This window comes from Chitinophaga niastensis (genome assembly GCF_003014755.1).
GTDB classification, from domain to species: Bacteria; Bacteroidota; Bacteroidia; order Chitinophagales; family Chitinophagaceae; genus Chitinophaga; species Chitinophaga niastensis.
The window spans coordinates 231,899-258,488 of record NZ_PYAW01000002.1; the positions used below are offsets into that span (position 1 = coordinate 231,899).

Below are 26,590 nucleotides of genomic sequence, written 5' to 3' on the forward strand. Positions count from 1 at the left end.
TATAATTAGTGTATTGTTGTCAGGCCTTTTCCCAGAAAAAAGTACGTATATCATTGGCCCACAGTGCTGGTTCTTCCATTGCCGCAAAACGTCCGCCCTTAGGCATTTTGGTAAACTGTTGCACATTTACTTTACGTTCTGCCCATTCTATCGGGAAATCTGCATCACCAGGGAAAACAGCTACCCCTGTAGGCACTTCTACACGTTTCTCCGGCTGTGGGCCACCATGCGAATAGGCTGCCCGCGCATCTTCCAGGTATGTTCTGATAGAAGTATTGATCGTTTGGGAAACCCAGTAGATCATGATATAGGTAAGTAATTCATCTTTTGAGAAGCTGTTTTCAATATTCCCTTTGTTATCGCTCCACGCATTGAACTTTTCAAGTAACCAGGAGGCCAGCCCTACAGGGGAATCATTTAATCCATAACCCAGTGTTTGCGGTTTGGTGGACTGGATCATGTTAAAAGCACCTTCTGTGAAAAACCAGCGTTGGATGGCTTGTCCAAATTCCTGCTCTGCCGGCGACATTTTAGACCAGTCTTCCATGCCATTAGGGTAGCCAACATCTGTAAGATGGATAGCCTTTACGGTATCAGGATATTGTAATGCCAGCGTTTTGGTGGTGAAAGACGCACCTGCAGCAAAGAACGTTTTATAACCAAGTACAACTGTCATCAGCTTTGCCCATAGCTCCGCAGTTTTAACGGATGAAACGGCCACCTGGCCGGAGAAACCAAAGCCAGGAATAGAAGGAATAATTACATCAAAAGATTGATTGGCATCTCCGCCATGACTGGCAGGATCTGTCAGCATAGGAATAACTTTATAAAAACGATAAAAGCTATCGGGCCATTCATGCGTGAGGATAAGCGGTTTGGCATTGGCGCCTTTGCCTTTAACATAAATAAAATGAATGGTGATACCGTCAATATCTGCTTTAAATTGGGGAAAACTATTCAGCATTTCTTCCTGTTTGCGCCAGTCGTATTTATTTTGCCAATAATCCACCAGCTCCCTTAAATAGGTTGGATTGGTACCATAGTTCCAACCGGCATTTTCGGGTTCATCTGTCCAGCGGGTCAGTGTCAGCCTTGTTTTCAGATCATTTAATACATCCTGGGCGATTTCAATTTTAAACGGTTTCATATGCTGTTTGGATTTAGTGGTGGATTGTTTTCTTATTTAAAACAAAGCTAGATACGGTAGGTGACAACAGTGTGTCAGTTGGGAAATGGTTTTTTTAAATTTTTTTTATCCCAAAAAGTCTTTCATGCAATGCCTGGAACACTACAAACAAAACAGGTATAATGAATACACCCAGTATCACCCCAAACAACATACCGCCAACAGCACCTGATGCAATGGCGCGGTTTCCTTGTTCAGATGCTCCTTTGGCAAACAACAAAGGCAGCAATCCTGCAATGAATGCCAGTGACGTCATCAGGATGGGCCGTAACCGGAGCGCTGCCGCTTCCAGCGCTGCATCTACCAATGATTTTCCTGCTCTCCGTCGCTGTACTGCAAACTCCACAATTAGTATCGCATTCTTTGCGAGTAAACCGATCAACATAATTAATCCAATCTGTACATAAATATTATTGGTCACATCCATCAGCCTGATAAATACAAACACCCCGAAGATGCCGGTTGGTAGTGATAATATAACTGCCAGTGGTAAAATATAGCTTTCATATTGTGCTGCCAGCAGGAAATATACAAACACCACACACAATCCGAATATAAACACTGTTTGAGATCCCGCTGCCTGCTCTTCTCTGGCCATCCCGATATATTCGTGCGAGAAATCAACCGGTAAAGCAGCAGCCACCTCATTTACAGCTTTCATCGCATCGCCGGAAGAAAACCCTTTTTTAGCCTGTACACTGATAGTGATAGCGTTTGCCTGGTTCAGGTGATTGATCACTTCTGGTCCAAATACACGTTGCAGGCGTGCAACGGATTTTATCGGTACCATTTCGCCATATGCATTTTTAACATGGATATAGTCCATACTGCTTTCATCCACACGATAAGGAATATCAGCCTGTACAACCACACGGTAATATTTGCCAAACCGGTTAAAATCGGAGGCATATACACTGCCATAATATGCCTGCATGGTATTCAATACGTCACTTACTTCCAGTCCAAATTGTTTTGCTTTAATGTCATCTATTTCCAGTTGAAATTGAGGGAAGTTGGCATTGAAGGAAGTATAGGCTGTACCAATTTCTTTCCGGTGCAGGAGGTCCGCAATAAAATGATCGGCTTGCCCTGCCAGCTTATTGATATCCCCGCTGGTGTTATCTTTCAGCACCACATCCAGTCCGTCGATTGATCCAAATCCCGGCACTGTTGGCATGTTGAAGGTGAATGAATTGCCTTCAGGAAAACTGTAGAAGATACTGTTGATAGAATCAGTGATATTATTGATATCGGAGAATTTGCCTCTTTCTTTTTTCGGTTTTAATGTGATGTATAATGATCCATAGGAAGGCGAAATACTTGCAGACATCAGATTTTCGCCTACTACAATTTCTGTGAAATCCACGGCTTCCATTTTATTGATGGCGCTTTCAACACTATCCAGCAGCTTTTTCATGCGTGTATAACCTGTTCCTGGTGGCAGGTTTACGGTAGAGATCAGGGTACGCTGGTCTTCTGTTGGGATAAAAGCCCTGGATGTTGTTTGGACAAGTAAAAGAGCACCCGTTGCAACAATGGCAAGCCCGCCAAATGCCAGCCATTTCTGGTGTATCAGGAAGCGTGCAGCCTTCAGATATTTAGTGGTAACAGCTTCAAACCCGGTGTTGAACAGCTGGAAGAATCCTCTTTTATTATTTGGATGCGCTTCTTTTAACAGGAGTGCACATAAAGCAGGGCTTAAAGTCAACGCGTTAACAGCCGAGAGCACAATGGCAATGGCCAGTGTAAAAGCAAACTGCCGGTAAAACATGCCCACTGGACCATCTGTAAGGCCAATTGGTAAAAATACTGCTGCCATCACCAGTGTAATAGAGAAGATAGCGCTGGTGATTTCACTCATAGCACTGATAGTGGCATTACGCGGCGACATGCCGTGGCCAAGTTTACTGTGCACAGCTTCCACTACCACCACCGCATCATCTACCACAATACCGATGGCCAGTACCAGCGCAAACAGTGTGAGCAAGTTAATGGTAAGGCCAAAGAGCTGCATGAAGAAGAAGGTACCAATGATGGAAACCGGTACTGCAATAGCAGGAATCAATGTAGAACGCAGATCCTGCAGAAAGAGGAACACCACCAGGAAAACCAGTATGAATGCCTCTATCAGGGTGTGACTCACTTGTGCTATAGCTTCATCGAGGAAATTTTTGGTACTATAGCTCATGTGATATTTTATCCCGGAAGGGAATGATTTTTCCGCACGTTTCATCAGTTCGAGGATGGCAGTCTGTATTTCATTGGCATTGGAGCCTGGAACCTGGTAAACAAATAATCCTGCATCCGCCCTGCCATTGGTTGTTACGGCCGAAGCATATACATGGTCTAATGATCCCAGCTCAATGCGGGCTACATCTTTTAACCGCATTATTTTTCCATTGGCATCAGCACGGATCACCATGTTTTCATAATCTGCTTCTTTATTAAGCTTGCCTTTGTATTTGATGGCATATTCATAAGCTACATCACTGCCTTCTCCCAGGCGCCCTGGCGCAGCCTCCAGGTTCTGGTTGTTGATGGCATTGATCACCTCCTGCGGTGTTATGCTGTAAGCGGCCAGCTGTGCAGGGTTTAGCCAGATACGCATCGCATAATCCTTGTTGCCGTACAGTGCTACTTTTCCCACTCCCTGTATCCTTTGTATTTGTGGGATCAGGTTGATGAGTACATAATTATTGATAAATTCTCCGTCGTACCGGTTATCTGTTGCATATACATCCATATACATGATCATCCCATTTTGCTGCTTGGCAGTAATGACGCCGGCCTGCAATACTTCCTTCGGCAATTGATTCATGGCCTGTGCAATGCGGTTTTGTACATTCACAGCTGCCTGGTCAGGATCAGTACCTTGTTTAAAAAAAATGGTAATGATGAGGGTGCCGTCGTTGGAAGAAGAGGAAGACATATACGTCATGTTTTCTACACCATTGATCACCTGCTCCAAGGGGATAGCTACAGCGCGGGCTATGGTTTCGGCATTGGCGCCGGGATAACGGGCAGATACGGCAACTGATGGGGGTGCAATGTCAGGGAAAGTCTCCATAGGCAACCCTTTTAAGGCAAGTAAACCCAGCAGCAGCAGGATAATAGATACTACAGTGGCCGCAACGGGACGGTCAATTATTTTTTTGAGCATAAAAATCTTCTGTTATAAAAAAACCGGGCGGCCGCTCTGTATGTGATTAAAGCATGGTTTCCATTTTGCTGCACAAATGTCTCTTTAATCGGATGGGCAAACAATATGGGATTAAAGATTCCTATAGTGATAAATTTATCACTATACAATTAGCGGGTGCGTTCGTATATTTGGTACTTAAAATAATGCCTTATGTATGTGAAAAAGCTCCCGGAACTTGATTATGGCGTGAGTGTTACCATGAAAGCATTAGGCGGTAAATGGAAACCTTGTTTACTGGACTGCATTCATTTAGGAATTCGCCGGCCGAGTGAAATGAAACGTAATATCCCTGGCTCCACGCTCCGGGTATTGGGTCAGCAATTAAAGGAACTGGAGGAGCTTAATATCGTATACAAAAAAATATATCCGGAGGTACCACTTAGAGTGGAATATTACCTGACAGAGTGGGGTACATGCCTGATTCCTGTGATCGCACTGATGAACAAGTGGGGGAATGATTATTCCGAACATCATTGTCTGGGCGATTGTCAGACAGATACAACGGCATGCCTCAAAGTAAGTTGAGCTGACGTGATCATTCAGCGGCTGCCATTTAATCCGCAATAGCTTTGTGATATTTTATCAGCAGCCAAGCAGTATCCATTAATTAATAGAGAAGGCCTGCGCCAGCTGTTTATAAGCAGCTGGCGATTGTTTTTATTCCTTCTTCCAAAGCGTGGTTGTCTAACGAGGCATATCCTAAACGCAATGCATTCAACGGTTTTTTGTCAAAAAAGAAGCGTTCCGTTGGTATTATCTGCACACCTTTTTTCAGCAGTTTGGTAGCAAGTAATGTAGTGTTCACTGCTTTGTTGATAAGTACCCAATAAGCTAAACCTCCTTCGGGTTTCTGGTAGGTAATTTTGTGTTGCAGGTAATGATCCAGGTAAAAGGCCATTTGTTCGCGCCGCGTTTTATATATATTAAAAGCGCGTTTGGCGTGCCGGTGTATAGCCCCTGCTTCCATTAACTCAGCTACTGCATTTTCCATTACAGTATCTCCTTGTCTGTCTACAATCATGCGCAGGGCAGCTAAGGAGTCAATAAATTTTTCAGGACCCACTACATATCCTATACGTACCGCCGGCGCTAACAATTTGCTTAAAGAGCTGATGTAGATCACATTTGCTGCTGCTTCATTACTGGCCAGTGGGAGCAGACTTCTTGCTCCGAAATGATATTCATGGTCATAATCATCTTCTACAATGGCAAATCCATACTTAGTTGAAAGCGCCAGTAATTCAAGCCGTCTGCCGATTTTCATACTAACAGTAGTAGGGAACTGGTGATGTGGTGTTACGTAAACAGCTTTAATTTTTTTTCGTTGACACAATTGCTCCAGCGCTGTTACGCAGATGCCTTCATCATCTACTTTTATTGGTTCTATTTTGGCGCCGGCCTGTTTAAAAGTTTCCCATGCAGGGGAGTAGCCGGGAGTTTCTATAGCTACCCAGTCACCCGGACACACGAGGGTTTGTACGGTAAGATACAGGGCCATTTGGCTGCCCCGGGTCACGCATATACGTTCAGGATGCACGTTTAGCCCCCGGTCGTGCGTCAGCATATCAGCCAGTGCATCACGAAGGCGCTTTTCACCTTTAGGACTTCTATAACCCATCATGCACCATCTTGATTTTTGTTGAAAGATGCGTTTATGTGCTTTCACCAATTCATCCATTGGTGCCAGTTTTACATCGGGCAATCCATCATCAAATACGATTAAAGGTGGTCTGTCATCATCTCCGGGTAGTATCCGTTCTCTTACATTAAAACTGAAGCTGGCAGGAGATGGGGGAGCTGCTTCCTGCTTGTTTTTCCGGGAATGTTTTATCTCCGGTAGTTTTTCTGATACAAATGTCCCGCTTTTATTGGCGGTGCTCAGCCAGCCAGTATCTATCAGCTCTTCATATGCCAGCACTACGGTTTTTCGGTTAACGCCAATATCATTTGCCAGTACCCTGCTACCAGGCAAAGACATACCGGGTTTTAATCTGCCCTTTTTAATCTCAAGAATGATACCGTCGGCAATTTGCAGGAATACCGCTTTGTCGCTATTCAACTCAATATGTAAAATAGTTTTCCAGGGCCTTAACATCTGGACCATATGTTTTATTTAAAACTGGATGATTTGTATCATCCAAAAGTAAACAAATTTTGCAGTATCAAATTACAATGAATGCAATCGTCATTATTTTCTCACAGTAAAAACTAAAGATGATGTCAATAACAAGTGAAACGAAAACTGCTTTTTCTTCCAAAGATTTCCACCAGACTTTTGCCCGCCCTGTTTTTGTGAGGCCGGATAAGCTTATTCATAAAAATGTAGAACAGGCAGGTGAGCATAATCAGTTTTCTACTGAGCGTAAACACCCTGTTTTTTTTGTTGATCTGCCAACGAAAAACGTCAGCATGACCATTGGTGGCTTACTCCCGGGCCAGCTTACCAACAAACACCGTCATACCTACGAAACAGTGTTGTATGTGATAGAAGGCAAAGGCTACACGGAAGTAGAAGGAGAAAGAGTAGAATGGAAAGCCGGCGATGCCGTGTATATCCCCAGTTGGGCGTGGCATTGTCACCAGAACTTAAGTAACAGTGAGAGCGCCAGGTATATTGCCTGTGAAAACGCACCACAACTGCAAAACCTGGGTGTGGCACTAAGAGAGGAAGAAGGACGGGACCTGTAATTTAAGAGGAATTTTTTGCAGCCATAACAAAATCAGCAACGATGAAAGAAGCAATATTTAAAGGTATTATCGCATACCCCATCACACCTTTTGATGTGAATGAAAAAGTGGATATTTCTCTCTTCAAAACATTAGTAGAACGGTTGGTGCAATCAGGCGCTAATGGTATTGCTCCATTGGGTAGCACGGGTGTATTGCCTTATTTAAGTGATGAAGAAAAAGAAGCCGTAACAGAGGCTGCGATGCAGCAGGTAAGCGGACGTGTTCCTGTACTGGCAGGTGTTTCCTGTCTTACTACAGAACGTACGGTGTATCATGCAAAATTCGCAGAAAAAGCGGGCGCCAATGCAGTGATGATACTCCCGATGAGTTATTGGAAATTGTCGGATGATGAGATCTTCAGACATTATAATACGGTGGCCAAAGCTATTTCCATCCCCATTATGGCCTATAATAATCCGGCTACAGGCGGATTGGATATGTCTCCTGTTTTGTTGAAACGTCTGTTGCAGATCCCCAATGTAACCATGATCAAAGAAAGTACAGGCGATGTGCAACGGATGCATTCTTTACGCAAAGAACTCGGTGAAGAAGTTGCTTTTTATAACGGGTCCAATCCCTTGGCGCTGGCGGCTTTCGCAGCAGGTGCCAAAGGATGGTGCACAGCCGCACCTAATCTCATTCCCGGGCTGAATAATAAATTGTTTGAGGCAGTAGCCAACAATAATTTAAAAGAAGCACAGGATGTTTTTTATAAACAACTTGGCCTGTTGCAGTTTATGGTTGGTAAAGGCCTGCCAAGGGTAATCAAAGCTGGCTTGAACATTCAGGGAGTAGAAAGTGGTTACCTGCGTAGCCCGCTAGCTGTCTTAGGAGATGAGGAAACCGCACAGCTGAAACAAATACTCGCAACATTAAACTAAAGTTTTAACTGAAAACACTTATTAATAATCACACCACAATTTAAATTTAAGTAAAATGGCAAAGTCAATTTTCTATCATGCAGGATGCCCTGTTTGTGTAAGCGCTGAACAAGATATCATCGCACTTATTGGTCATGATAAAGTAGAAGTAGTTAACCTGGGAGAAGCCAGAAACCGTATTGAAGAAGCAGAAAAAGCCGGTGTAAAATCAGTACCCGCGCTGCTTACGGAAAATGGTAATGTACTGCATATCAACTTTGGAGCGTCCATGGCTGATGTTAAAGGTTAATTATTACACAGATAAAAGTTAAGATGCTGATAATCCATACGTCATAGTAAGATTGTAAGGATAAGGGATTTTTCTTTTGAGATTGCATAAGGGTATGTAAATCCGAAACCAGTAATGGTAGCGGGTTGCATACCCTTTTATCTGTTTGTAGATAGCTTTGATATTTTAGATTTATTTAAAATATTAATATTTATAATATAATTACGAATGAATAAAATAAATTTTCTGCTCATCGGATGTAACCCTGTGCCCGCCTATGTTTCCCGCAAATTATTTTACTGATGCTTGAAAATTTGTGTTGTAAAAAAGAGTCTTTATTTAGATTGCGCAAGCCATTTTTGGATTAAAATTTCTACCTTAACAGCCGCGTCTGCTTTTGAGGCTGTCACACGAAAGAGAAAATTTTTAGAATTTGATCCATGAAATTAGTTAACCCACAAACCTATGGAGCAGAACTTCAACAATGTAGCACTCATCATTGCTCATCCCGGCCATGAGTTAAGGGTATTCCGGTTCATTGAACTATACAAGCCAAGAGTTTACGTATTGACGGATGGAGCCGGATCATCCGGTGATTCCCGGTTATATAATACAATTGCTATTCTTGAGAAATGCGGCGCAAGTATTTCCTCAATAATGGGGCATTACAGCGACAGGGAAATTTACCGCATAATGCTGGAAAAGGACTATTTATCGTTGACTACCTTAGTTCAGAAAATATTATTGGATTTTGAGGAGCATAATATTCAGATGGTCGTTGGTGATGCGATCGAAGGTTATAATCCTACACATGACCTTTGTCGTTATTTGATAAATCTGATTGTTTCACTTAAAGAAGTAAATGATGGGGTAGGGTTATCGAATTTCGATTTTTTATTAGATGGAGTAATGTCTGAAGAGGAGGGGGATTTAGTTATTCAATTGGATAATGCTGATTTTGAACGTAAACAGAGAGCCGCTGAAGGATATACAGAACTTTCAAAGGAGCTGGAATCCACTATTCAAAAATATGGGAATTCACCATTTATGGTGGAGTCGCTGAGAAAAGTTCAACAACCTCATACCTTTTCATCCTGGGGAGAAGGAGTTCCCTTTTATGAGCAATATGCGAGGGAAAAAGTCAGCAAAGGAGTTTATGATAAGGCGATTTCATTTCAGGAACATTTACTTCCATTAATCCATCATCTTTCCACAAATTTATCCGGGAGACAGTAAAATGAACATTCTTATAACCAACATTAGATTAAATTTTTTGAGTGGCACAGTGGCATATGTATATGAACTGGCTATTGGATTAAAAGCCCAAGGATATAATGTAGAAGTATACACATATAAAGCAGGTAAAACTGCAAAAGATCTTAGGGCAAAGGGTATTAATGTAACAACAGACCTGAAACAACTCAGAAATATCCCCAATATCATTCATGCACATCATAATTTGACTACAATAGATGTTTTACGCCGGTTTAAGAATGTGCCGGTAATTTATTTTATGCACGATCGGGTTAGCCCTTATGATATACCTATTATAAGCAACCAGATTTTAAAATACATTGCTGTAGATTATAATTGTTTGGATAGATTGTGTATAGACGCAGGCATACCTGAAGAATATACCGGTGTGATTTATAATTGGGTAAATGTCAATAGATTTAAACTTAGAGAAGATTTTGCTGCCAGACCTTCCCGTGCGCTGGTATTCAGTAACTATGCAAAGAAAGATAACTATTACAAAGTAATAGCTGAAGCCTGTAAGGAACAAGGATTACACCTGGATGTTATTGGAGTAGGAACGGGCAATTACGTTAAGGAACCAGCAGAAAGATTAATGAAGTATGACCTTGTTTTTGCAAAAGCGAAAGCGGCAATGGAAGCATTATCCACAGGAGCAGCAGTTGTCCTATGCGATTTCCATGGACTAGGCGAAATAGTAGATCCCGCGAATTTAACTCATTTGAGGAAATTTAATTTTGGAATGAAGACACTTAACCGCTCTTTTGATGTTGCATTGATAATGGCGGAAATCAATAAATATAATGCTGATAATAACCGGCAGAATGCGGCATGGATAAGGGAAAATGCTTCATTCTCAAAAGTACTGGATCAACTCATTCAATTATATGACCAAACAATAAAGGATTATGCTCACGATGTAAGGGGCCTCCCTGGAAATGCAGCGCATAGCTGGTTGTTGAAGTACCGCTTAAAGATACGTTGTTCATTACCAGTAAGAGCAGTGTATAAGCTGATAAGAACTTCAAAAGCGTTTATTACCAACTAATCAGGTATTACCGGTTTTACTTCGCAGCAAAGTGTTGCTGATGGTGCGGAATAGTTCCAACCCTAACTTGCGGTTGACAAGTAAAAATGTTGTTATAGCAATGAAGATAGATACATAATAAAATGAGCGATTGGCAAAATATAAGCACCACATTACAAAAATAAAAATTGTGAATAACAGGAGTAATGGACGCAATTGTATCTGAATAGAAATGCGCTTTTTATAATAAAAGTATCTCACCAGGAAAATAGCCAGAAACCCACTTAGCATTCCCAAACCGGGGCCATAAAGCTGCACGCTATTTATTAGTAAAACACTGATCAGTATATTTACAACACTTCCCAGCACGGAGGTAATAAATATGTGATAAGTATTTCTTTCCAGGACATATAAAGTACCAATAAAGGAAGTTAAGGCCAGTAAGGCATTTCCAGCCAATAAAACAGGAATATATTTCCATGCTTCATAATACCGGGGATCAATGGCATGTTCAATAAATATTTTTGAGAGAGAAGATAACAAAATGACAAGACTGAGTAATAAAGTGATATATAGGTTAAGCATTTTGCTGAACTGCATTTTTACACTGAAAAGGTTACTCTCTTTTAAGAGCATATCTTGCCAGGCCGGTAGAAAAAAAGAATTGATTAAAATAATAACAGCAGAGAATTTTGCAGCGATGGCATAAATACCATTTGCATCCAAACCCAGAAAGCCTGCAATGACATATCTGTCGAATCCCCCCATCAACCACCAACTGATAGCATTATACACCAGTGGAGCGGAGTATTTGATCATTGATTTTAATACAACGCTGTTTACCATATTTATCTTTAAAAAACTTAAAAGATGAATGCGGTAAGAGATATACAAGATGCATATTGAATTGGAGATCACTAGTGAAAGCATAACACCCTGCAGCCGGAGATGGAATATTCCTAAAAGGATAATATTGGAACATAACAATAATATCCCGTTAAAAATGGATACATAGGCGTACTCCTTAATTAGCTTAAGTCCTCGCAGCAATTGAAACAAATGTCCCAGTAACAACACCGTAATGATAAGCAGGCAGATCAGATTTTTGTGCATCGGTCCACTGCCCGCCGGAATGGCATAATTAATAACCAACATTAAAAGTATACTGGCCATTATTACTGCAAAACTGTTACTGATAGCAGATGTTCGGAGATCATCGTCGATGTTGTTATCCATCAACCACCGGTACAAACTATCAGAAATCTTTAAGGTACCAACTGCTACTATTAATTGGCTGCTGGTTAAAATGAGGTCATAATAGCCAAGTTCATGTTCTATTAAGATGTAAGAATAAAAGGGAATTAGAAAAAAAGCAATGATTTTATTAAAAACGGGACCGGTGGCATAAAGCAATGTATCCCGCATTAACTTTTTATTGATCGACATCTTAATAATAACTGTTTATTTGGTTTAGGGAATGCCAATGCTATACAGCTGAATATAATTTCCTATTATGTAAGATTAAATTATTTAAAAGTCCTGGCATTCCGCTCTCTAATGTAGTTTTATTTCTGGTTTACCAGCTTTATTAATTCTATAACCCGAATGAACAACCCTCAACTTTTTTTCTAAAAAGAATTTGAGACTTTGACCTGTAAGGAGTTGGGGAGGCAATTGGAACCAATGATAATAGCACTATATTTGAACTGACCTTAAATATTGGTGTCCAAAATGTACGAACAACTAAAAATTTACTGTACCCATATTGTTCCATTGACGGACCAGGAACTTGATCTGATAGAGACACACTTTGATCCTGTAACAATAAAGAAAAAGGGGTTCTTATTGGAGGAAGGTAAAGCCTGTCCCTTCATAGTTTTCATTGCAAAAGGAATTATCAGGCACTTTCATACGAAAGACGGGATAGAAAAAACCTGTGACATCTCATTTGAAAACTCCTGGGTAACTGATTTTGAAAGTTTCAATAACAGCACTGCTTCTAAAATGAATCTGCAGGCTTTAGAAGAAACCACTGCTTTTGTCATTCGGAAGGAAGCCCTTTTAAATCTGTACAAGGCGTGCAGTAAATATGAAACGCTTGGAAGATTGATGGCTGAACAGGTAGCGCAAAGAGCTACCGGGATTGCGATGTCTCTCTCTTCAGAAAAGCCGGCTGAAAGATTCAATAATTTAATTAAAAACCAACCAGATCTGTTGCAGAAGGTTCCGCAAAAATACATTGCTAATTTTTTAGGGATCAGTCCCGAAAGTTTAAGCCGGATCAGAAGCCGGATGTTGCCCAACCGAAAATCTTAACTTAAGTCATCGTTTCCAATAGGGTTGTCATTGCATCTTTGCCTCATAAAACATTTATGAGACAATTATTAATCATCTTAATAACCGGAGCAATGGTAACAATAAACAGTGCAACTGCGCAACAAATTGACGTTTCAAAAGTTAGAGCCATTGAACATCAGTTAGACGATGTAATGGAATTGACGGATACTTCTATTTTAAAGATCAGGTTAAGAGAAGTGGAAGAAGCCTGTATCCTGCATCCTACTTTAATCAATAAAGTAAGAATGGGTATTATTTACCATGAAACTGCGTTGAATTTATCTTTTTTTTCAAAAACCACATATAAAGGTTACGCAGAAAAGAGTTTTAAGACTTTAAGTGAAATATTAGCTTCAGCAGATACCGCAAAAGAATTGTTGCCCTTTATTGCCTCATACAGAGCTTCAGCGCTGTCATTGGTAGCTGCTGAAACCAAAAAACTTACACTGCTGGGTGAAGCATTCTCTTTATTTAAAGATGCAGCCGAAAAATATGCAGACTTATCTTATTTACCATACTTCTTACGGGGAAGTGTTGCGGAGAATTTACCCTGGATTTTCTTTTCAAAAAGAAAATTTGCCAAACAGGATTTTCAAACTATTGTATTGAAGTATGAAAAGGATACCACATACGCAAATTGGAAAATAATGAGTTTTACTTATTGGGCCTGGGCAAAACAACATCAGTCCATAAAATACAGACGCCAGGCATTGAAATACCTGGATATGGCAATAAGGCTTGATCCGGATTATAAAGCAGGTAGAAATAAAGCAGAAGCACTTAAATTAAAAATGATGCAATAAAGCTTCGGGGGAATATAAGCAGCGATTGATTTCTTCATTTTCGCTTCATCTTACGGTATTAGCTTTGTTTCGATAAACAAATATTGAACAACCTAAAATCAGGATCATGAAAACAAACGGATTAATTGTCATCGCACTTTTATGCTCAGGTGCTGCCTTTGCCCAGCAAACATCAGTAAAAGCCACTGGAAAAGTGAGCGCAAACAGCCAAACCCGCGCCAATACAGGGAACAACGGCGTCGGTGTAAATAACAGTACTTCCGCATCTTCCGCTGTTACTGTGGAAAAAAATGCCTCCGGCAATAATACCGCCTCCGGCAACGGCGGTATACAGGTTACTCACACGGGTAGCAGTAATACAAATAGCAACAGCAGTACGATGGCCGGCCAGGAAACCGCAGCCACTGCTGCCAGTCAGTCTGCCGGTGAACAGTTGAATACCGTTGCAGCAACATCTGCCAATAACAGTGTGGCAATAGGAAATACCGCGAACAGTACTTTAGATGCTGCCGCCTCCAGCAGTCTTAAATTAGAAAATACCACAAACAATACTGTTAAAATTGCAACCGATATTAATACTACCGTAAACCATAACCTGAACATAAAACCAGCGCCCATCCGTATTAACACCCGGATTGCAGGATCCGCTGTACTTGGCATATTGTAGATTCAACAGAAAAAACAGATTTTTGCCGATAGATAGCGGCAAAAATCTGTTACTTTTATCACAATGATCAAATTCCTTTTATTTACGCTCGTTGTATCAGCAATGTTGCTGCTAAAGCCGCATGTTGGTTACGGACATACGCCCGCAGCCGATACCCTGCAGCCTGTCAGGACTACGCCGGAAAAACCAGTTGAAAAACCAGTCGCAACATTACAGGAGCATTTACCGGAAATAAAGGAAGTACCAAAATCAAGACGTATGATCAAGCCGATTGCCGTGCCTTCTCCATTGCCCATTAAGCCAATCAGGATCATTAAGCCAACGATCGTCCCTGGAAAGATATTCTGACCGGGCTAAAGAAAACAAACATGAAATATGCACTGATATTACCTGTTTTATGGCTATGCCATAGTACTGTGCAGGCGCAGACAGATACTACGCGTACACAGACAGACAGCGCACAAATCAACAACAAAAAAGTTACACTGACACTTGGCACATTATATTCCAATAATGCCAATTATTACGGCCAAACGGCTACAAAAACGATGGCTTACGTGGCTGCCAGCGCCACATTGCAGTTTCGTTCCGGGATCTATTTTTCAGGTATGGGATACCGTTTACTGAACGATTCCGGATCAATAGTTTCTGCCACCAGCGCGGGCGCAGGCATCGCATTTAAGATGGGGAAAAAACTGACTGCTGATCTCAGCTACAGCCATACCTTTTTTCCCGTCAACTCCCCCTTTCTGCAGGCCGCCAATACAGATAATGCTGCAGGCTCCCTGAAGTACCACTACTGGATGACCTCTGGGGTAAATGTGGATTATGCCTTCGGAAAACAGCAGGATATCTTTGTAACATTGAGCACTGAAAAACTCATCCGGCTGGGCAGTTTTTCCAAAAGAAAAGACCTGATCACCTTAACGCCTTTAGTGGAAGCAGTTGGCGGCACCCAACATTTTTACCAGGCCTATGTGAAGGAAAAAAAGCTACTGGGCTTGCCATTACCGCTGCTGCCAGGGATTCCGGGTACATCAGAAACTGTTACGCAAGAAGCTACGCGCTTTGATCTGCTATCTTACAGCCTTCGGGTACCGCTGGCCTATAACAGGGCTCATTACATGATAGAACTGGCATACCAGTTGTCTGTTCTGAGCGATAAAGCACTCAGCGGCGCCGGAAATGCAAACTCTTTTTTTAATTGTAGTTTCTATTACCAGTTTTAACAGGATGAAAGTACTGATCATAGAAGATGAAAAAACCATGGCTGTCGAAATGCAGGCCTTCCTGGAAAAAGCATACTACTGCTGCGACCTTGCCCATACTGCCAGGCTGGGCCTGGAAAAAATAGAGGAAAATCAATATGATTTCATCCTGCTGGACCTGGGCCTGCCTGATAAAGACGGCCTGCACCTGTTGCAGGAGGCAAGGAAAAATTGCTCACAGGCTGCCTATATTATTCTCACCGCACGCGGACAACTGGAAGACCGTATTAAAGGACTTGACATGGGGGCAGATGACTATCTGCCTAAACCCTTTTCTTTGCTGGAGCTGCAGGCCAGGATGCAGGCGGTTTCCAGGAGAAAGTTCGGGCTAACGGATAGTGAAATCCCCCTGGGAGATTTTAACATAGACCTGCATAAAAGAAGTGTGTTTTTTGAAGGCCAGGAAATCTCTTTGTCGAGAAGGGAATTTGATCTGCTCAGCTACATGCTGCTGCATAAAAACAGACCTCTCTCCAGGATGCAACTGAGTGAACATATCTGGGGAAACTTTTCAGACGATGATTATGACTCTAATTATATTGACGTACATATTAAAAATATACGGAAAAAATTATCAGCATTTGCTTCCGTGGATTGGTTGCAAACTATCAGGCATGTGGGTTATAAAATAAAGCTCTGAGTGTGAAACTTTTTACCAAACTTACGCTTTTCATCACGCTGTCGAAAATGGTGATAGCCATCCTGTTCGTATTGCTGCTACCTTTCCTGGTAGAAGATATCGCTTTCAGGTACAACGACTACTACCTGAAAGAACAAAGGAAAAAGGTACTGAACGTGATCTGGAAAAACGGGATCGATGCTTACCTGCAGGGAGAAGAAAACTACGGCAGCTATACCATGCTGAAGGAAGAATATATTTCGATGGAACCTGCCGGCAAAAACAACCTGCCTGATACCATCGCCACCCTGCAGCGGGTAGTGGAAGGCGATACGCTCACCTACCGCGTGTTAAGCCATATCTTCGACTACCACAACAGAAGGTATATGCTGGAAGTAGGAAAAAAAACGGCAACCATCAGCCAGTATAACCGCCCTTTGCAAAAAGTGGCCCTGTATGTATTGTTTGGTCTGATAGTGTTCACCACCCTGGTGGATCTTATATTTACCAGGCTACTGCTTCGCCCCCTTGGCGTGATTATCAGCACCAAACTGGTTAACAGGAAATTCCCTTTTAAGGATCATATCCCGCCCATCCGCACCACTACTACGGACTTCAGATACCTTGATGATTCACTGATTGAACTGATGGGCAAGATCAAAGAAGCCTTTGAAAAAGAACGGGAGTTTACTTCCAACGCCTCCCACGAACTCATGACGCCTATCGCCATCCTTCAGAACAAAATGGAGAACCTGATGGTGGAAGATTCACCGGACGAAGAACTGCAGAAAAAGATAGTGGGCATGATGAAAACATTAAACCGGCTGAAAAAAATTGTGCATTCATTGTTGTTAATCTCCCGTATTGAAAATGACCAGTTTTCTAAAACAGACAGTCTCTCCCCATATACCCTGGTAACAGATGTGATGGAAGAGCTGGAGCACCGGCTGGAAGAAAAACAGCTGCGGTTTAACATGAACATCTCCCGTCAGATCATACTTCATAACCTGAACCACGACCTGATATTCCAGCTGGTGTATAACATTCTCAATAATGCCATAAAATATAATAAGCCCGGGGGGCAAATAATGGCAGGCGACAAGCTGATTCCCGGCGAAGCGTATCAGCTCATTATCAGTGATACTGGTATGGGTATCAGTGAACAGGAAATCGGCACCATCTTTAACCGCTTTAAGAAAGTAGTAAGAACAGAGCAGGAAGGATACGGACTGGGACTCTCCATTGTGAGCACTATTGCCGAATACCATGACATAAAGATCACGGTGTCTTCCACCGTTAATGCAGGCAGTACTTTTATTATCAGCTTCCCTTCTTAATCGAATCTTTATCGACAGAAATCTTATAATCATCGTTGGTAATGCCTTTCACGCCTTTAGGTTTTTTACGAGGTGGAATAATATATACAGAATCAAAAAACCGGATTTGAGGCCTGTTGTTTTGCAAAGACAATGAATCCATTTCAGTGGGGGGCAAATTTTGTGTAGATACCGAATCAAAACTGATACTGTTATTTGGAATGCCATTTAATGATAGTGTATCTTTTTTAATATTAACAGGTGCAATCGGAATATTTTTCTTTTCAATGTGGTTAATTAATGTATTGCTGTCTGTAACAGGAGGTGCCTTTTCTGTTGCCGGTAAAGTTTTCAGTGGTGTTGTATTTTTCTGTGCATGATTTTTATGATTATAATACCACCATAGTATAATAACAGCTACAATTATTCCAATAAAACCGTACCAGCCTTTACCTTTATATTTGGGGACAGGTCTTTTATCTGGTGCATCAACAACCGCATCCAACTGCATTTCGATGCTGTCCCAGATGCTGTCGGCCATATCGGGCACAGGAATCTGATCCAGCTTTGCTGCTATTAAATCCTCGTATGGTGTGGTTGTATTCACTAAGTTTTTATCGCTGTTATTTTTTGTTGTAGAATTTTTCTTGCTTCGCTCAAATGCCATTTGCTGGTACCTTCACTGATGTTTAATTGCGTTGCAATTTCTTTGTGGGTATAGCCATCAATGGCATACAATACAAACACGGCATGTGTAGCTCGTGGTAGTTGCCTTACCAGTTGCAGTATGGCGGCTGCATCTGTTTTTTCAATAATGCTGTTATTGACAAACGGTTCTTCCACCGTATCCAGCTCCAGGCTGGTAAAACGGCTGCGCTGTTTTATATGGTCCAATGATTCATTGATGATTATTCTTTTCAGCCAGCCGTGAAAATTTCCTTTCGTTGCATCATAGGAATTGATGCTCCTGAACATTTTTACAAAAGCATGGCCTATGATGTCAGCCGCCTCATGTTCGTCGGTAGCATAGCGCATGGCAATAGCCATAGCAAAGCCATAAAGCTGCCGGTACAGTTGCTCCTGTGCTTTTCTTTTGCCGTTGCGGCAATCAATGATGATATTACTTAAATCTTGTTCCAGGAATTATTTAAACATTAATATTATTCTATTTGATAGCATTAACAACTTTTAGCATTCACCGTCCGGATTGGCAACCGATAATAGGGTTAGAAAAATTACCATTTTACATCGTGTACTTTTCTTGCAAAAATAGCTGTTGCAATGGCGCCTATATTTAATTTTTCCGCTGCACCCAGTTCGTTATAGAACCAGATATTCCGGTCAATCATATCAATGATAGCAATCACACCATCGTTGGTACTTAATTCATAACCTGACAGTAATTTAAACGGCAGCTGTCCTGTTTTACCATTGGATAATGCTGTTTTTTTAATGCTTAGTGGTTTTATAAAAATGGTATCATTTCCATTTGTTGCCAGTCCATTATCTTCCTGCTTAATAAAAGTAAACGGGTTTTTATCATTTTCTGCTTTCCTGTCATAAATATTAGTCATTAGTAACTCCCAGTTTTTGCTGCCCTGTGTTGTATCGGCACTAATGATGGCTGAAAATATATATTTGTATTGCTGCAGTTGCTCGAAATTACTGAAGATACTGTTGCTATTAATGATTTCATATTCCAGCTTTTTTGTCATCTCTTTTTCATCAGCATAAACTTCCACATTATTTTTTCCGTCTGACAGTGTGTAACGGAATTTTGTTTTTTCTTTTGTTACTGTTTCATTTTTCTGAATGCCAATTTGATTCAATAAAATATTTTCCAGTAAAAAACCGCGGCCGCCCCACCCCCACGGGGGATAGCTTAAATGTATGCCTCTTCTTATTTTAGAAGTGGTAAAATTACCGAACGACATTTTATTACCTCTTGCGCCGCTCACATGTTGCATGGTGGCCTGTTGTTTAAATTTTTCGGGTATAGCCAGCTTTATTGAAGTACAACAACTCATTAAACAGGCTACGCCAATCATTAATACTGTATTTTTCATTTTATTTTTTTAAACGCCACTATTTTCTACTCCCTATATATGATGAATCGTATTGTATCACAGTTATTCTGACTGGTAACAAAGAAGTATTATTAACCGCTGTTGCAATAATATTGGCAAACTTGTATCCACCGGTATTGTTGTCTTTCGTTGCAGTAACCACCAGGGAATCGTTGCTGATCCCGGCCATTTTATTCGTTACCATCCAGTTGGGAGCAGGGTTTTCAAATGATAATTGCCAGGCAACATTTGACGCTATTGCTATTGCTCCCCTGGCACCACTTTTATTGGTAACTGCTAAAACAACGTTACTTACTTTTAAATAATCACCACTGCTTTTGAGAGCGGGATCTTTAACGCAACTCGTTATGCCCGCTGTTATTAATAGGAATAAAAGTGATATATTTTTTTTACTTGCCATTTTAATATTGTTTATAATAATTAATAATGTATGAAGCCTGAATATTTTAGTATGGCCTGACTTTTTAAGTAGTACCCGTTTTTTTTAATAAGGGTTGGGTAAAGTGGGAAAAAAATATTTTTTCCGCTTTACCCAACCCCCCATATCAATGAAGGGTATTACCATCAAACAAAAGTTATATCCATTCAAACAAAAGGTATGAAGACAATTACAATGAAATGGGCTTTAATAGCCACGGTATCAAGCAGCATGCTTTTCTCCTGCAAAAAAGAAAAAAGTAACACACCTGAATGCAGTATAAGTATAACAAACCTTTCCGGTTCTTATAAACTTACGGCATTGCAATACAAGTCAACCGTAACTGCCGCACCCGTAGATTATTTAGCTTCTATGGATGCCTGCGAAAAAGATGATATCATCACCTTAAAAAGTAATGGTACTTACGATTATAATGATGCCGGAACCGTTTGTACACCCAAAAAAACGGATCACGGTACCTGGAAACTTAACGGCAGTACTTTAACCAGTGATGGTACACTAAATGGTACTATTGCCAGCTACGATTGTAAAACATTGATCTATTATGTGGAAAATTCAATTGTGGCAGGGGATAAGCTAACATTTACAATGGTAAAACAATAGCTATAGCCTTTTGAAGAGTTACAGTGCAGGAACATTACACTTTCTAAAGGGCATTGGGACCTTGGAACCATGCTGAAAATATGTATTGGATTGAATACAAATAAAAAAGGTATCGTTTTTAACGATGCCTTTTTATACTGGTGCAATCTTATTGGCTGACAGAACTTTTCTATATTTGGGACTGGCTCTGATCTTATGGAACGCTACCAGTACTTCAAACAATTTCACAATATCAGCATGGCAGACTATCGTTTGCTGACAGAAAACCTGAAAACCCGCTCGTTTAAGAAAGGAGATTTCATTACCGTACCCGGGCAGGTCCAACGGGAGCTTTACTTTGTAAAAAGCGGTGTACAGATGGCTTACTTAGATACGAGCGACAAAACCTACGTCATTGACTTTAGCTATTTCCCCAACTTATGCGCCATCGCTGAATCCTTTTCGTTTCAAGTACCTTCTAAATACTTTTTAACTTGTTTGACAGACAGCGAATTGGAGTCCCTCAGCTATGAGGATCTACAAAGACTGGTTGACCAATCCCAGCAAATAGAACGACTCTTCAGGCGGATGACCGAAGCCATGTTAGCGGGCATGATCGACCTCCACATTGACCTGCGCGCCATGACCATAGAAGAACGGTACAAGGCATTTTGCCGGAAAAGCCCGCAGCTGCTACACCTGGTGCCACACAAGTACATTGCTTCCTATTTGGGTATAGACCCGACGAACTTTAGCAAGCTATTCAACCATGTGAAATTTTGATCTTGGTGTACACCAAGAATTGTTTGCCTGTCGCTTGCGAACTTCGCAACAAAGCAAACAATAAAAGCCATGATCAATACAGCAACCAATGGAAACTATGCAAATGTCAACGGGCTGAAAATGTACTACGAAGTGTATGGAGAAGGAAAGCCCCTCCTTCTCCTGCCCGGAGCAGTCTCCGGAATCGGTACTGCATTTGGAAACTTAATTCCCCTGCTGTCAACAGACAGACAGCTTATTGCCCTTGAATTTCAGGGCTATGGACACACAGCTGATATTCCCGAACGTCCGCTTTCTTATGAACAATTTACAGATGACGTTATTGAATTACTGCATGTTTTGAATATAAGACAAATAGATATTTTTGGATACAGCACCGGAGCCGGTGTAGCACTGCAGGTGGCCATGCGCAAACCAGCCCTTGCCAGCAAGCTTATCCTGGCTTCCGTTATCTACAAAAGCAGCGGGCGTCATCCAGCACTCATTGAATTGGAGAAACAGCTTACTGCCGAAGCCATGAAAGGTACCCTCTATGAAGCAGAATACCTCAGCACAGCCCCAAGGCCCCAGGACTGGTCTAAGCACCTTGCTAAAGTAACAACGTTCAACCAAAAAGTACAGGACTGGTCGGCAGATGATATTCGAAACATTAAGGCTCCTGCGTTGATTATCGCCGGTGATGCAGATATCGTTCAGCCCGGGCATGTTGTGGAATTGTATAAACTATTGGGTGGTGGTAGTATTGGTGAGTTATCAATGCCCGACTCACAACTGGCCATATTACCCGGAACCATGCATACAGCATTAACAAAAAAAACAAATTTATTAATGGCAATGATTCCCGATTTTCTTAGCACACAGTAAGCCTCATTAGCAGAATTCTGGTTGATGAAGAAAGAGCACCTGTCATTCAAAAGATATTCAGGGATTATCTTGCCGGAGTATCTATGTATCAAATTTATAAAGATGCTGAAAGCTGGGATTCACCTATACTGGGAATAGCGCCATTTTTAGAGTGCTTACTAATTGTGTTTATGCCGCCTGATAAAAGTCCCTGCTTCTGATAAAACTCCGGAGAAATATGTTAAGGGGGATTCACAATGCGATAATGAATGAACCTGATTACTGGTTAGTACAGGAAAGGCTGGAGCTTAAAAAATTTAAGTCATCGCCAACTATCACATAGGTGTAGAGTGGATTACAGTAAAATAGGTGCTATGGAAGAGGAGGGGTAAATGTTACATTGATCACAATAACAGAACTGGCGAAAGGGTTAGAGGTAGATACTAGTGAATTACTAAAATTTGATATTGAATAATCCTTGTTGATGATTATTTTTTTGATAGCTTAATCGAGCAAAGAAATTTATTCGACCACCAAACCGACCACCGCGTATAAACGAAAAATCCGCAAACCTTTATTAGTAAAGTGTTTTCGGATTTTTATCTGTAGCGAGATCAGGAGAATTATCTAACCGATTTCTTCAAGATTTAATACTTTTTAGCCTGTTGTCTGATCAGAAATTAGCACAATAGTTGAAACTTTCGATCAGCCTACTCTGCAGGAGTTTCCCTAAATCGGTCTAAGAATACGATTGTATTATCCAATTTCCTTTGTACACTTGGATGCAGATCATTGCCATTCAAATGCCGATGAAATGTATTTTCAATTGAACGAACCATATTGCTGTAGGCTATATCATTCAGTCCTGATTGAATGATACAGAAAGCATGTTCTTCAACTGGTGCTTGTCCTTTTATGGGAACCGGATGCAATATCAATTTACCTTCATTAATGAGTTGTTGCACCGTTTGAGGATTAACAGCATTAATTGCAGACCTATCTACATAACCACCAGCCCAATCCTGATTTTCTCCTTTTAAATATGCATCAATAATTCCTTTACCATACATTGAAGAATTGTAAAAAGTCGCGCCATTAGCTGCAGGAATAGTAAATGGAGCAAATTCGATGTCTCCTAAAATCATGCAACCTCTTATTGGGAAAGAGGCTTGCATGCATCTCCAGTAAAACTCGTAACAAACATTAACCAAATCAATAAAGCTTTCTTCGCTATTATCAATAGACCAAAATATTATACTATCGGAGATATGCATACAATTAACACGCCCTTGAGCAACGTCAGGGACAACAACACCGGGAGGACCATCTATTAACCGGCCACCGCTAAGTGCAGACTGCGATTCTCTGAAAATATGTGAAAAGTAACGATCAACATGAGGTTTATCGTTATTGTCTATAAAGCCCTTAAATCCAAGAATATCAAAATAAGCGATAAATCTATCCATAAATATTTTTTGTTTGGGTATAAATAATAGCATCAATTTATGATATTAAAAAAAAGGCTTCCAAGCATCTGCCTGAAAGCCTTTTTTCCTTGTAGCGAGATCGGGAGTTGAACCCGAGACCTTTGGGTTATGAATCCAACGCTCTAACCACCTGAGCTACCTCGCCTTTTATCTCCCCGGATCGCTGGAACTGCTGACTGCAGTGCCCTCATATCCAAAACGGGAGTGCAAAGATAACGGCTTATAAATGAAAATTCAAAATGTATACTACGTTTTTTTTAAACTTTTTTTAAATCACCAGGATCTGTAGCTGGTTTATCCCAGTTTTTCAACAACAGTTCATCTACAGACCGGATATGCAAATCCCTTTGTGGATAAGGCAATTCAATGCCGGCTTTGTTTAATTCATTATAAATATAAGTAAGCACTTCACTTTGCATAGTACCGGCAGTTCCTAAGTCTGATATCCAGAAATAAACACGGAAATTCACGGAATTGTCGCCAAACTGGAATAACTGCACCAGTGGCTCCGGTACAATCATAATGCCCTCGTGGTTCACGAATGCAGATTTTATAATATCAGTTACCTGTTTTACATCACTGCCATAGCCAACACCAATGGTGAAGTCAACACGACGGCTACGATTGTTCTTTGTCCAGTTAATCAGTTGTTGCGAGATGAGATCGCCATTAGGAACAATTACCTCAGAACCGTCATAGGCGGCTATTTTGCTGGAACGGATACCGATCTCTTTTACTACACCGGAACGGGTGCCCAGCTCTATTACATCGCCTACTTCTATAGGTTTTTCAAAAGCCAGTATGATACCGGATACCAGGTTGTTCACTACATTCTGTAAACCAAAGCCAATACCCACACCCAGCGCACCAATTACAATGGTGAGTTTGTCCATAGGTATGCCGGAGGCTGCAAATGCGAGCAATATGCCACCTGCCAGTACTACCAGCCGAAGAAGCAGGAGAGCCGAGCCGAATTTTGTTTTTTTCACAGGACCGGTACTTTGACCCGTATTCCCAAACATATAGGCAATAAATTGTGAGGCTACAAAGGCTACCCATATTACCAGCAAAAAGATAATAACACTGCTGAAAGTAAAGTCAGAATTACCAATATGATGGGAGGTGGAAAGGAAATTTTTGATAGCTTCATAAATAGCATCATACAAATAAAGATTACGCGCAATAATGATCAGCCAGCCAACGGTAGCCATAACCGTCAGAAATGTTTTTAATTTTTTTTGTACATCCTGGTAGTCCATAAATGAAATGAAGGTGCTGGAATTCTTATTGGCTTCTACCTGCAGGTATACGGCTTCCATCAATATTTTCACCAGTATATAAAGATTCAGTGCCAGCACCGTATTTACTACGGCGCTCGAGCCCATTATTTTGGCGGTGCTTACCCTCGCAAAGATGACCAGCAACAGTGAAAATGCACTGGTGGCGATAAAAAGTTTTATAACAGGCCGGGTATATTTAGGTTGTGCAAAGGTGGTCATTGCCGATTCTTTTAAAAGCCGGCTACCCACTATGATGGCTAGTATGGCGCAAATTAAAAGACCCCATTGTTCTGCATAGGTAACTTCTATCAGCAGGTTATTTAAACAGTAGACCAATAACAGCCCCATCATCAATAACCAGTTTTTGAATAATGTTTTAGGAAGATTTGAACGAAAGATAAATGTCAGCGCAATCATTGTCAGTATCCAGATAATCTCTGTATAAAGAATAGGGTAGCGGACAGATAAAACAGATGATAGGGTAGTTACAAATATCACGGTGCAAGCGGCCGGAAACCGGTACAGATACTGTGAATGCTGTAGTATCGCCTCGCCTTCCTGGTCAGGGTGGTTCTGCCGGATACGACGGATGTTATTAAATACCCATGAAGCAAATATGGCTGCCAATAGTAACCAGATGATAAACACCGGCCATTGAATAGAAAAAAATATCACGAGTACCTTGGTGCTTTTATGCAGCGAATTTTTTACTACAGGAAAAAATTCCAGTGGATTGATGCTGTCCCGGTGCGGCTTCCAGATATAGCGGTAGTCGCGCTCAAACATGTGTGTAGAAAATTGTTCCAGCCGGTAATCCATGTCCTCATACAGATTGGATACTTCAATATATCGGTTGGCGATCTTGTTTTGCAGCAATCCGATGCTAATAAGATTTACCTTATTGACACTATCTACTGCACGGAATTTGAGGACCAGGTTTGTCAGCTGCCCTACATAAAATCCATAGAGCTCATCTTCCGAAGGAATATTGCGCATGGAAGTATCCCGTCGCAGTGAATGGATGGTATCATTGATATTAACAAGTTTATCGTAATACGAAAAGAGAGCGCCCTGCCACGAATTCAGTTTTCGTTGCAGCTGATCCAGCATTACTTTATTGGTATAGATATCATTGATGTTGGGAGTGCGACCAAGAACAGCAATATTATATTTTATCAGGGCAAGGGAAGTATCTACCAGTGGAATTTCCGCGCTGATCCGCGTTGTATCAAAGCCGCGTTTGAGAGAACTCATGAGCTCATTCAGCATCAGGGTATAGCTTTCTATGCGATTAATCAGGATAGATACAGCAGTATCCGACTTTTTAACCCGGTTACTATCCTTGGCCATCGCAGTGATGTTTTTGCTGATGGTAGCGCTGTCCATCGCCACCAGGTGGCTGGTATCTGGTTGTTGCCTGGTTTTAGCTTTTTGTGCATTGACATTAAAACCACTGATAACAAGGCACAGCGGCAGCAAAAACCGCAGCAGACACCGATATTTTATTATAACCCTGATGGACATATGAAAT

General features: G+C 41.2%; 26 protein-coding genes and 1 tRNA gene. 16 read left to right on the forward strand and 11 right to left on the reverse strand.

Annotated features, from left to right (window positions below):
- Positions 1-19 precede the first annotated feature (19 nt).
- Both CLV51_RS09440 and CLV51_RS09445 read right to left on the reverse strand, forming a co-directional pair.
- A complete protein-coding gene (locus CLV51_RS09440; protein WP_106527802.1) occupies positions 20-1,147 on the reverse strand; it encodes an epoxide hydrolase family protein in 1,128 nt (375 codons plus the stop codon).
- A 94-nt stretch (positions 1,148-1,241) separates the two neighbouring features.
- Positions 1,242-4,346: an efflux RND transporter permease subunit gene (locus CLV51_RS09445; protein WP_106527803.1), complete on the reverse strand. Its 3,105-nt coding sequence runs from the start codon at positions 4,344-4,346 to the stop codon at positions 1,242-1,244.
- Positions 4,347-4,538: 192 nt separating this feature from the next.
- Between CLV51_RS09445 and CLV51_RS09450 the strand changes: the two genes are divergently transcribed.
- Positions 4,539-4,913, forward strand: coding sequence for a winged helix-turn-helix transcriptional regulator (locus CLV51_RS09450; protein WP_106527804.1), 375 nt, complete (start codon positions 4,539-4,541; stop codon positions 4,911-4,913).
- A gap of 109 nt (positions 4,914-5,022) precedes the next feature.
- Here CLV51_RS09450 and pdxR read toward each other — a convergent pair whose 3' ends face one another.
- On the reverse strand, positions 5,023-6,492 hold the full coding sequence (gene pdxR, locus CLV51_RS09455) for a MocR-like pyridoxine biosynthesis transcription factor PdxR (RefSeq protein WP_106527805.1): 1,470 nt from the start codon (positions 6,490-6,492) through the stop codon (positions 5,023-5,025).
- A gap of 110 nt (positions 6,493-6,602) precedes the next feature.
- On the opposite strand from pdxR, the gene CLV51_RS09460 reads away from it, so the two are divergent.
- The 5 genes from CLV51_RS09460 to CLV51_RS09480 all read left to right on the forward strand — a co-directional run bounded on the left by CLV51_RS09460 (position 6,603) and on the right by CLV51_RS09480 (position 10,569).
- Entirely contained in the window at positions 6,603-7,076 is a 474-nt protein-coding gene (locus tag CLV51_RS09460) for a cupin domain-containing protein (RefSeq protein ID WP_211301977.1), read from the forward strand.
- 41 nt (positions 7,077-7,117) lie between these two features.
- Entirely contained in the window at positions 7,118-7,999 is an 882-nt protein-coding gene (locus CLV51_RS09465) for a dihydrodipicolinate synthase family protein (protein ID WP_106527807.1), read from the forward strand.
- Between the two features lie 55 nt (positions 8,000-8,054).
- On the forward strand, positions 8,055-8,288 hold the full coding sequence (locus CLV51_RS09470) for a thioredoxin family protein (protein WP_106527808.1): 234 nt from the start codon (positions 8,055-8,057) through the stop codon (positions 8,286-8,288).
- A 444-nt stretch (positions 8,289-8,732) separates the two neighbouring features.
- Positions 8,733-9,503, forward strand: a complete 771-nt coding sequence (locus CLV51_RS09475) for a hypothetical protein (RefSeq protein ID WP_106527809.1) — start codon at positions 8,733-8,735, stop codon at positions 9,501-9,503.
- A gap of 37 nt (positions 9,504-9,540) precedes the next feature.
- Positions 9,541-10,569: a glycosyltransferase gene (locus CLV51_RS09480; protein ID WP_158266967.1), complete on the forward strand. Its 1,029-nt coding sequence runs from the start codon at positions 9,541-9,543 to the stop codon at positions 10,567-10,569.
- On the opposite strand, the gene CLV51_RS09485 is transcribed toward CLV51_RS09480, so the two are convergent.
- Positions 10,570-11,994, reverse strand: coding sequence for a lipopolysaccharide biosynthesis protein (locus CLV51_RS09485; RefSeq protein ID WP_106527811.1), 1,425 nt, complete (start codon positions 11,992-11,994; stop codon positions 10,570-10,572).
- Positions 11,995-12,279: 285 nt separating this feature from the next.
- Between CLV51_RS09485 and CLV51_RS09490 the strand changes: the two genes are divergently transcribed.
- The 7 genes from CLV51_RS09490 (at position 12,280) to CLV51_RS09520 (ending at position 17,579) form a co-directional block, all read left to right on the forward strand.
- On the forward strand, positions 12,280-12,864 hold the full coding sequence (locus CLV51_RS09490; RefSeq protein WP_106527812.1) for a Crp/Fnr family transcriptional regulator: 585 nt from the start codon (positions 12,280-12,282) through the stop codon (positions 12,862-12,864).
- 38 nt (positions 12,865-12,902) lie between these two features.
- Positions 12,903-13,688, forward strand: a complete 786-nt coding sequence (locus tag CLV51_RS09495) for a hypothetical protein (protein WP_211301978.1) — start codon at positions 12,903-12,905, stop codon at positions 13,686-13,688.
- Between the two features lie 106 nt (positions 13,689-13,794).
- The gene (locus CLV51_RS09500; RefSeq protein ID WP_106527813.1) at positions 13,795-14,355 is read left to right on the forward strand and encodes a hypothetical protein; all 561 of its coding nucleotides are present in this window, start codon (positions 13,795-13,797) and stop codon (positions 14,353-14,355) included.
- Between the two features lie 63 nt (positions 14,356-14,418).
- The gene (locus CLV51_RS09505) at positions 14,419-14,703 is read left to right on the forward strand and encodes a hypothetical protein (protein ID WP_106527814.1); all 285 of its coding nucleotides are present in this window, start codon (positions 14,419-14,421) and stop codon (positions 14,701-14,703) included.
- A 20-nt stretch (positions 14,704-14,723) separates the two neighbouring features.
- Complete coding sequence (locus CLV51_RS09510; RefSeq protein ID WP_106527815.1) at positions 14,724-15,584, forward strand: hypothetical protein; 861 nt, start codon at positions 14,724-14,726, stop codon at positions 15,582-15,584.
- A 4-nt stretch (positions 15,585-15,588) separates the two neighbouring features.
- Positions 15,589-16,263: a response regulator transcription factor gene (locus CLV51_RS09515; protein ID WP_106528788.1), complete on the forward strand. Its 675-nt coding sequence runs from the start codon at positions 15,589-15,591 to the stop codon at positions 16,261-16,263.
- Positions 16,264-16,265: 2 nt separating this feature from the next.
- A complete protein-coding gene (locus CLV51_RS09520) occupies positions 16,266-17,579 on the forward strand; it encodes a sensor histidine kinase (RefSeq protein ID WP_106527816.1) in 1,314 nt (437 codons plus the stop codon).
- On the opposite strand, the gene CLV51_RS09525 is transcribed toward CLV51_RS09520, so the two are convergent.
- From CLV51_RS09525 to CLV51_RS09545, 4 genes are all read right to left on the reverse strand, one after another.
- Positions 17,563-18,165, reverse strand: a complete 603-nt coding sequence (locus CLV51_RS09525; RefSeq protein ID WP_106527817.1) for a hypothetical protein — start codon at positions 18,163-18,165, stop codon at positions 17,563-17,565. The two genes, CLV51_RS09520 and CLV51_RS09525, sit on opposite strands and share 17 nt — an antisense overlap.
- Positions 18,165-18,698 (reverse strand): RNA polymerase sigma factor, encoded by a 534-nt coding sequence (locus CLV51_RS09530; protein WP_106527818.1) that lies wholly within the window; start codon positions 18,696-18,698, stop codon positions 18,165-18,167. Before CLV51_RS09530 ends, CLV51_RS09525 begins: the two co-directional genes overlap by 1 nt.
- 95 nt (positions 18,699-18,793) lie before the next feature.
- On the reverse strand, positions 18,794-19,624 hold the full coding sequence (locus tag CLV51_RS28890; protein WP_146151258.1) for a hypothetical protein: 831 nt from the start codon (positions 19,622-19,624) through the stop codon (positions 18,794-18,796).
- A 19-nt stretch (positions 19,625-19,643) separates the two neighbouring features.
- Positions 19,644-20,045, reverse strand: coding sequence for a hypothetical protein (locus CLV51_RS09545; RefSeq protein WP_106527821.1), 402 nt, complete (start codon positions 20,043-20,045; stop codon positions 19,644-19,646).
- A 198-nt stretch (positions 20,046-20,243) separates the two neighbouring features.
- Between CLV51_RS09545 and CLV51_RS09550 the strand changes: the two genes are divergently transcribed.
- The 3 genes from CLV51_RS09550 to CLV51_RS09560 all read left to right on the forward strand — a co-directional run bounded on the left by CLV51_RS09550 (position 20,244) and on the right by CLV51_RS09560 (position 22,313).
- Positions 20,244-20,687, forward strand: coding sequence for a lipocalin-like domain-containing protein (locus CLV51_RS09550; RefSeq protein ID WP_106527822.1), 444 nt, complete (start codon positions 20,244-20,246; stop codon positions 20,685-20,687).
- Positions 20,688-20,882: 195 nt separating this feature from the next.
- The gene (locus CLV51_RS09555; protein ID WP_106527823.1) at positions 20,883-21,449 is read left to right on the forward strand and encodes a Crp/Fnr family transcriptional regulator; all 567 of its coding nucleotides are present in this window, start codon (positions 20,883-20,885) and stop codon (positions 21,447-21,449) included.
- A 69-nt stretch (positions 21,450-21,518) separates the two neighbouring features.
- Positions 21,519-22,313, forward strand: coding sequence for an alpha/beta fold hydrolase (locus CLV51_RS09560; protein ID WP_106527824.1), 795 nt, complete (start codon positions 21,519-21,521; stop codon positions 22,311-22,313).
- 689 nt (positions 22,314-23,002) lie between these two features.
- On the opposite strand, the gene CLV51_RS09565 is transcribed toward CLV51_RS09560, so the two are convergent.
- The 3 genes from CLV51_RS09565 to CLV51_RS09575 all read right to left on the reverse strand — a co-directional run bounded on the left by CLV51_RS09565 (position 23,003) and on the right by CLV51_RS09575 (position 26,583).
- Positions 23,003-23,758: a hypothetical protein gene (locus tag CLV51_RS09565; RefSeq protein WP_146151259.1), complete on the reverse strand. Its 756-nt coding sequence runs from the start codon at positions 23,756-23,758 to the stop codon at positions 23,003-23,005.
- A gap of 92 nt (positions 23,759-23,850) precedes the next feature.
- Positions 23,851-23,924: transfer RNA gene (locus CLV51_RS09570), tRNA-Met, on the reverse strand.
- Between the two features lie 112 nt (positions 23,925-24,036).
- Positions 24,037-26,583 (reverse strand): mechanosensitive ion channel family protein, encoded by a 2,547-nt coding sequence (locus CLV51_RS09575; RefSeq protein WP_146151260.1) that lies wholly within the window; start codon positions 26,581-26,583, stop codon positions 24,037-24,039.
- Between the last annotated feature and the right edge of the window lie 7 nt (positions 26,584-26,590).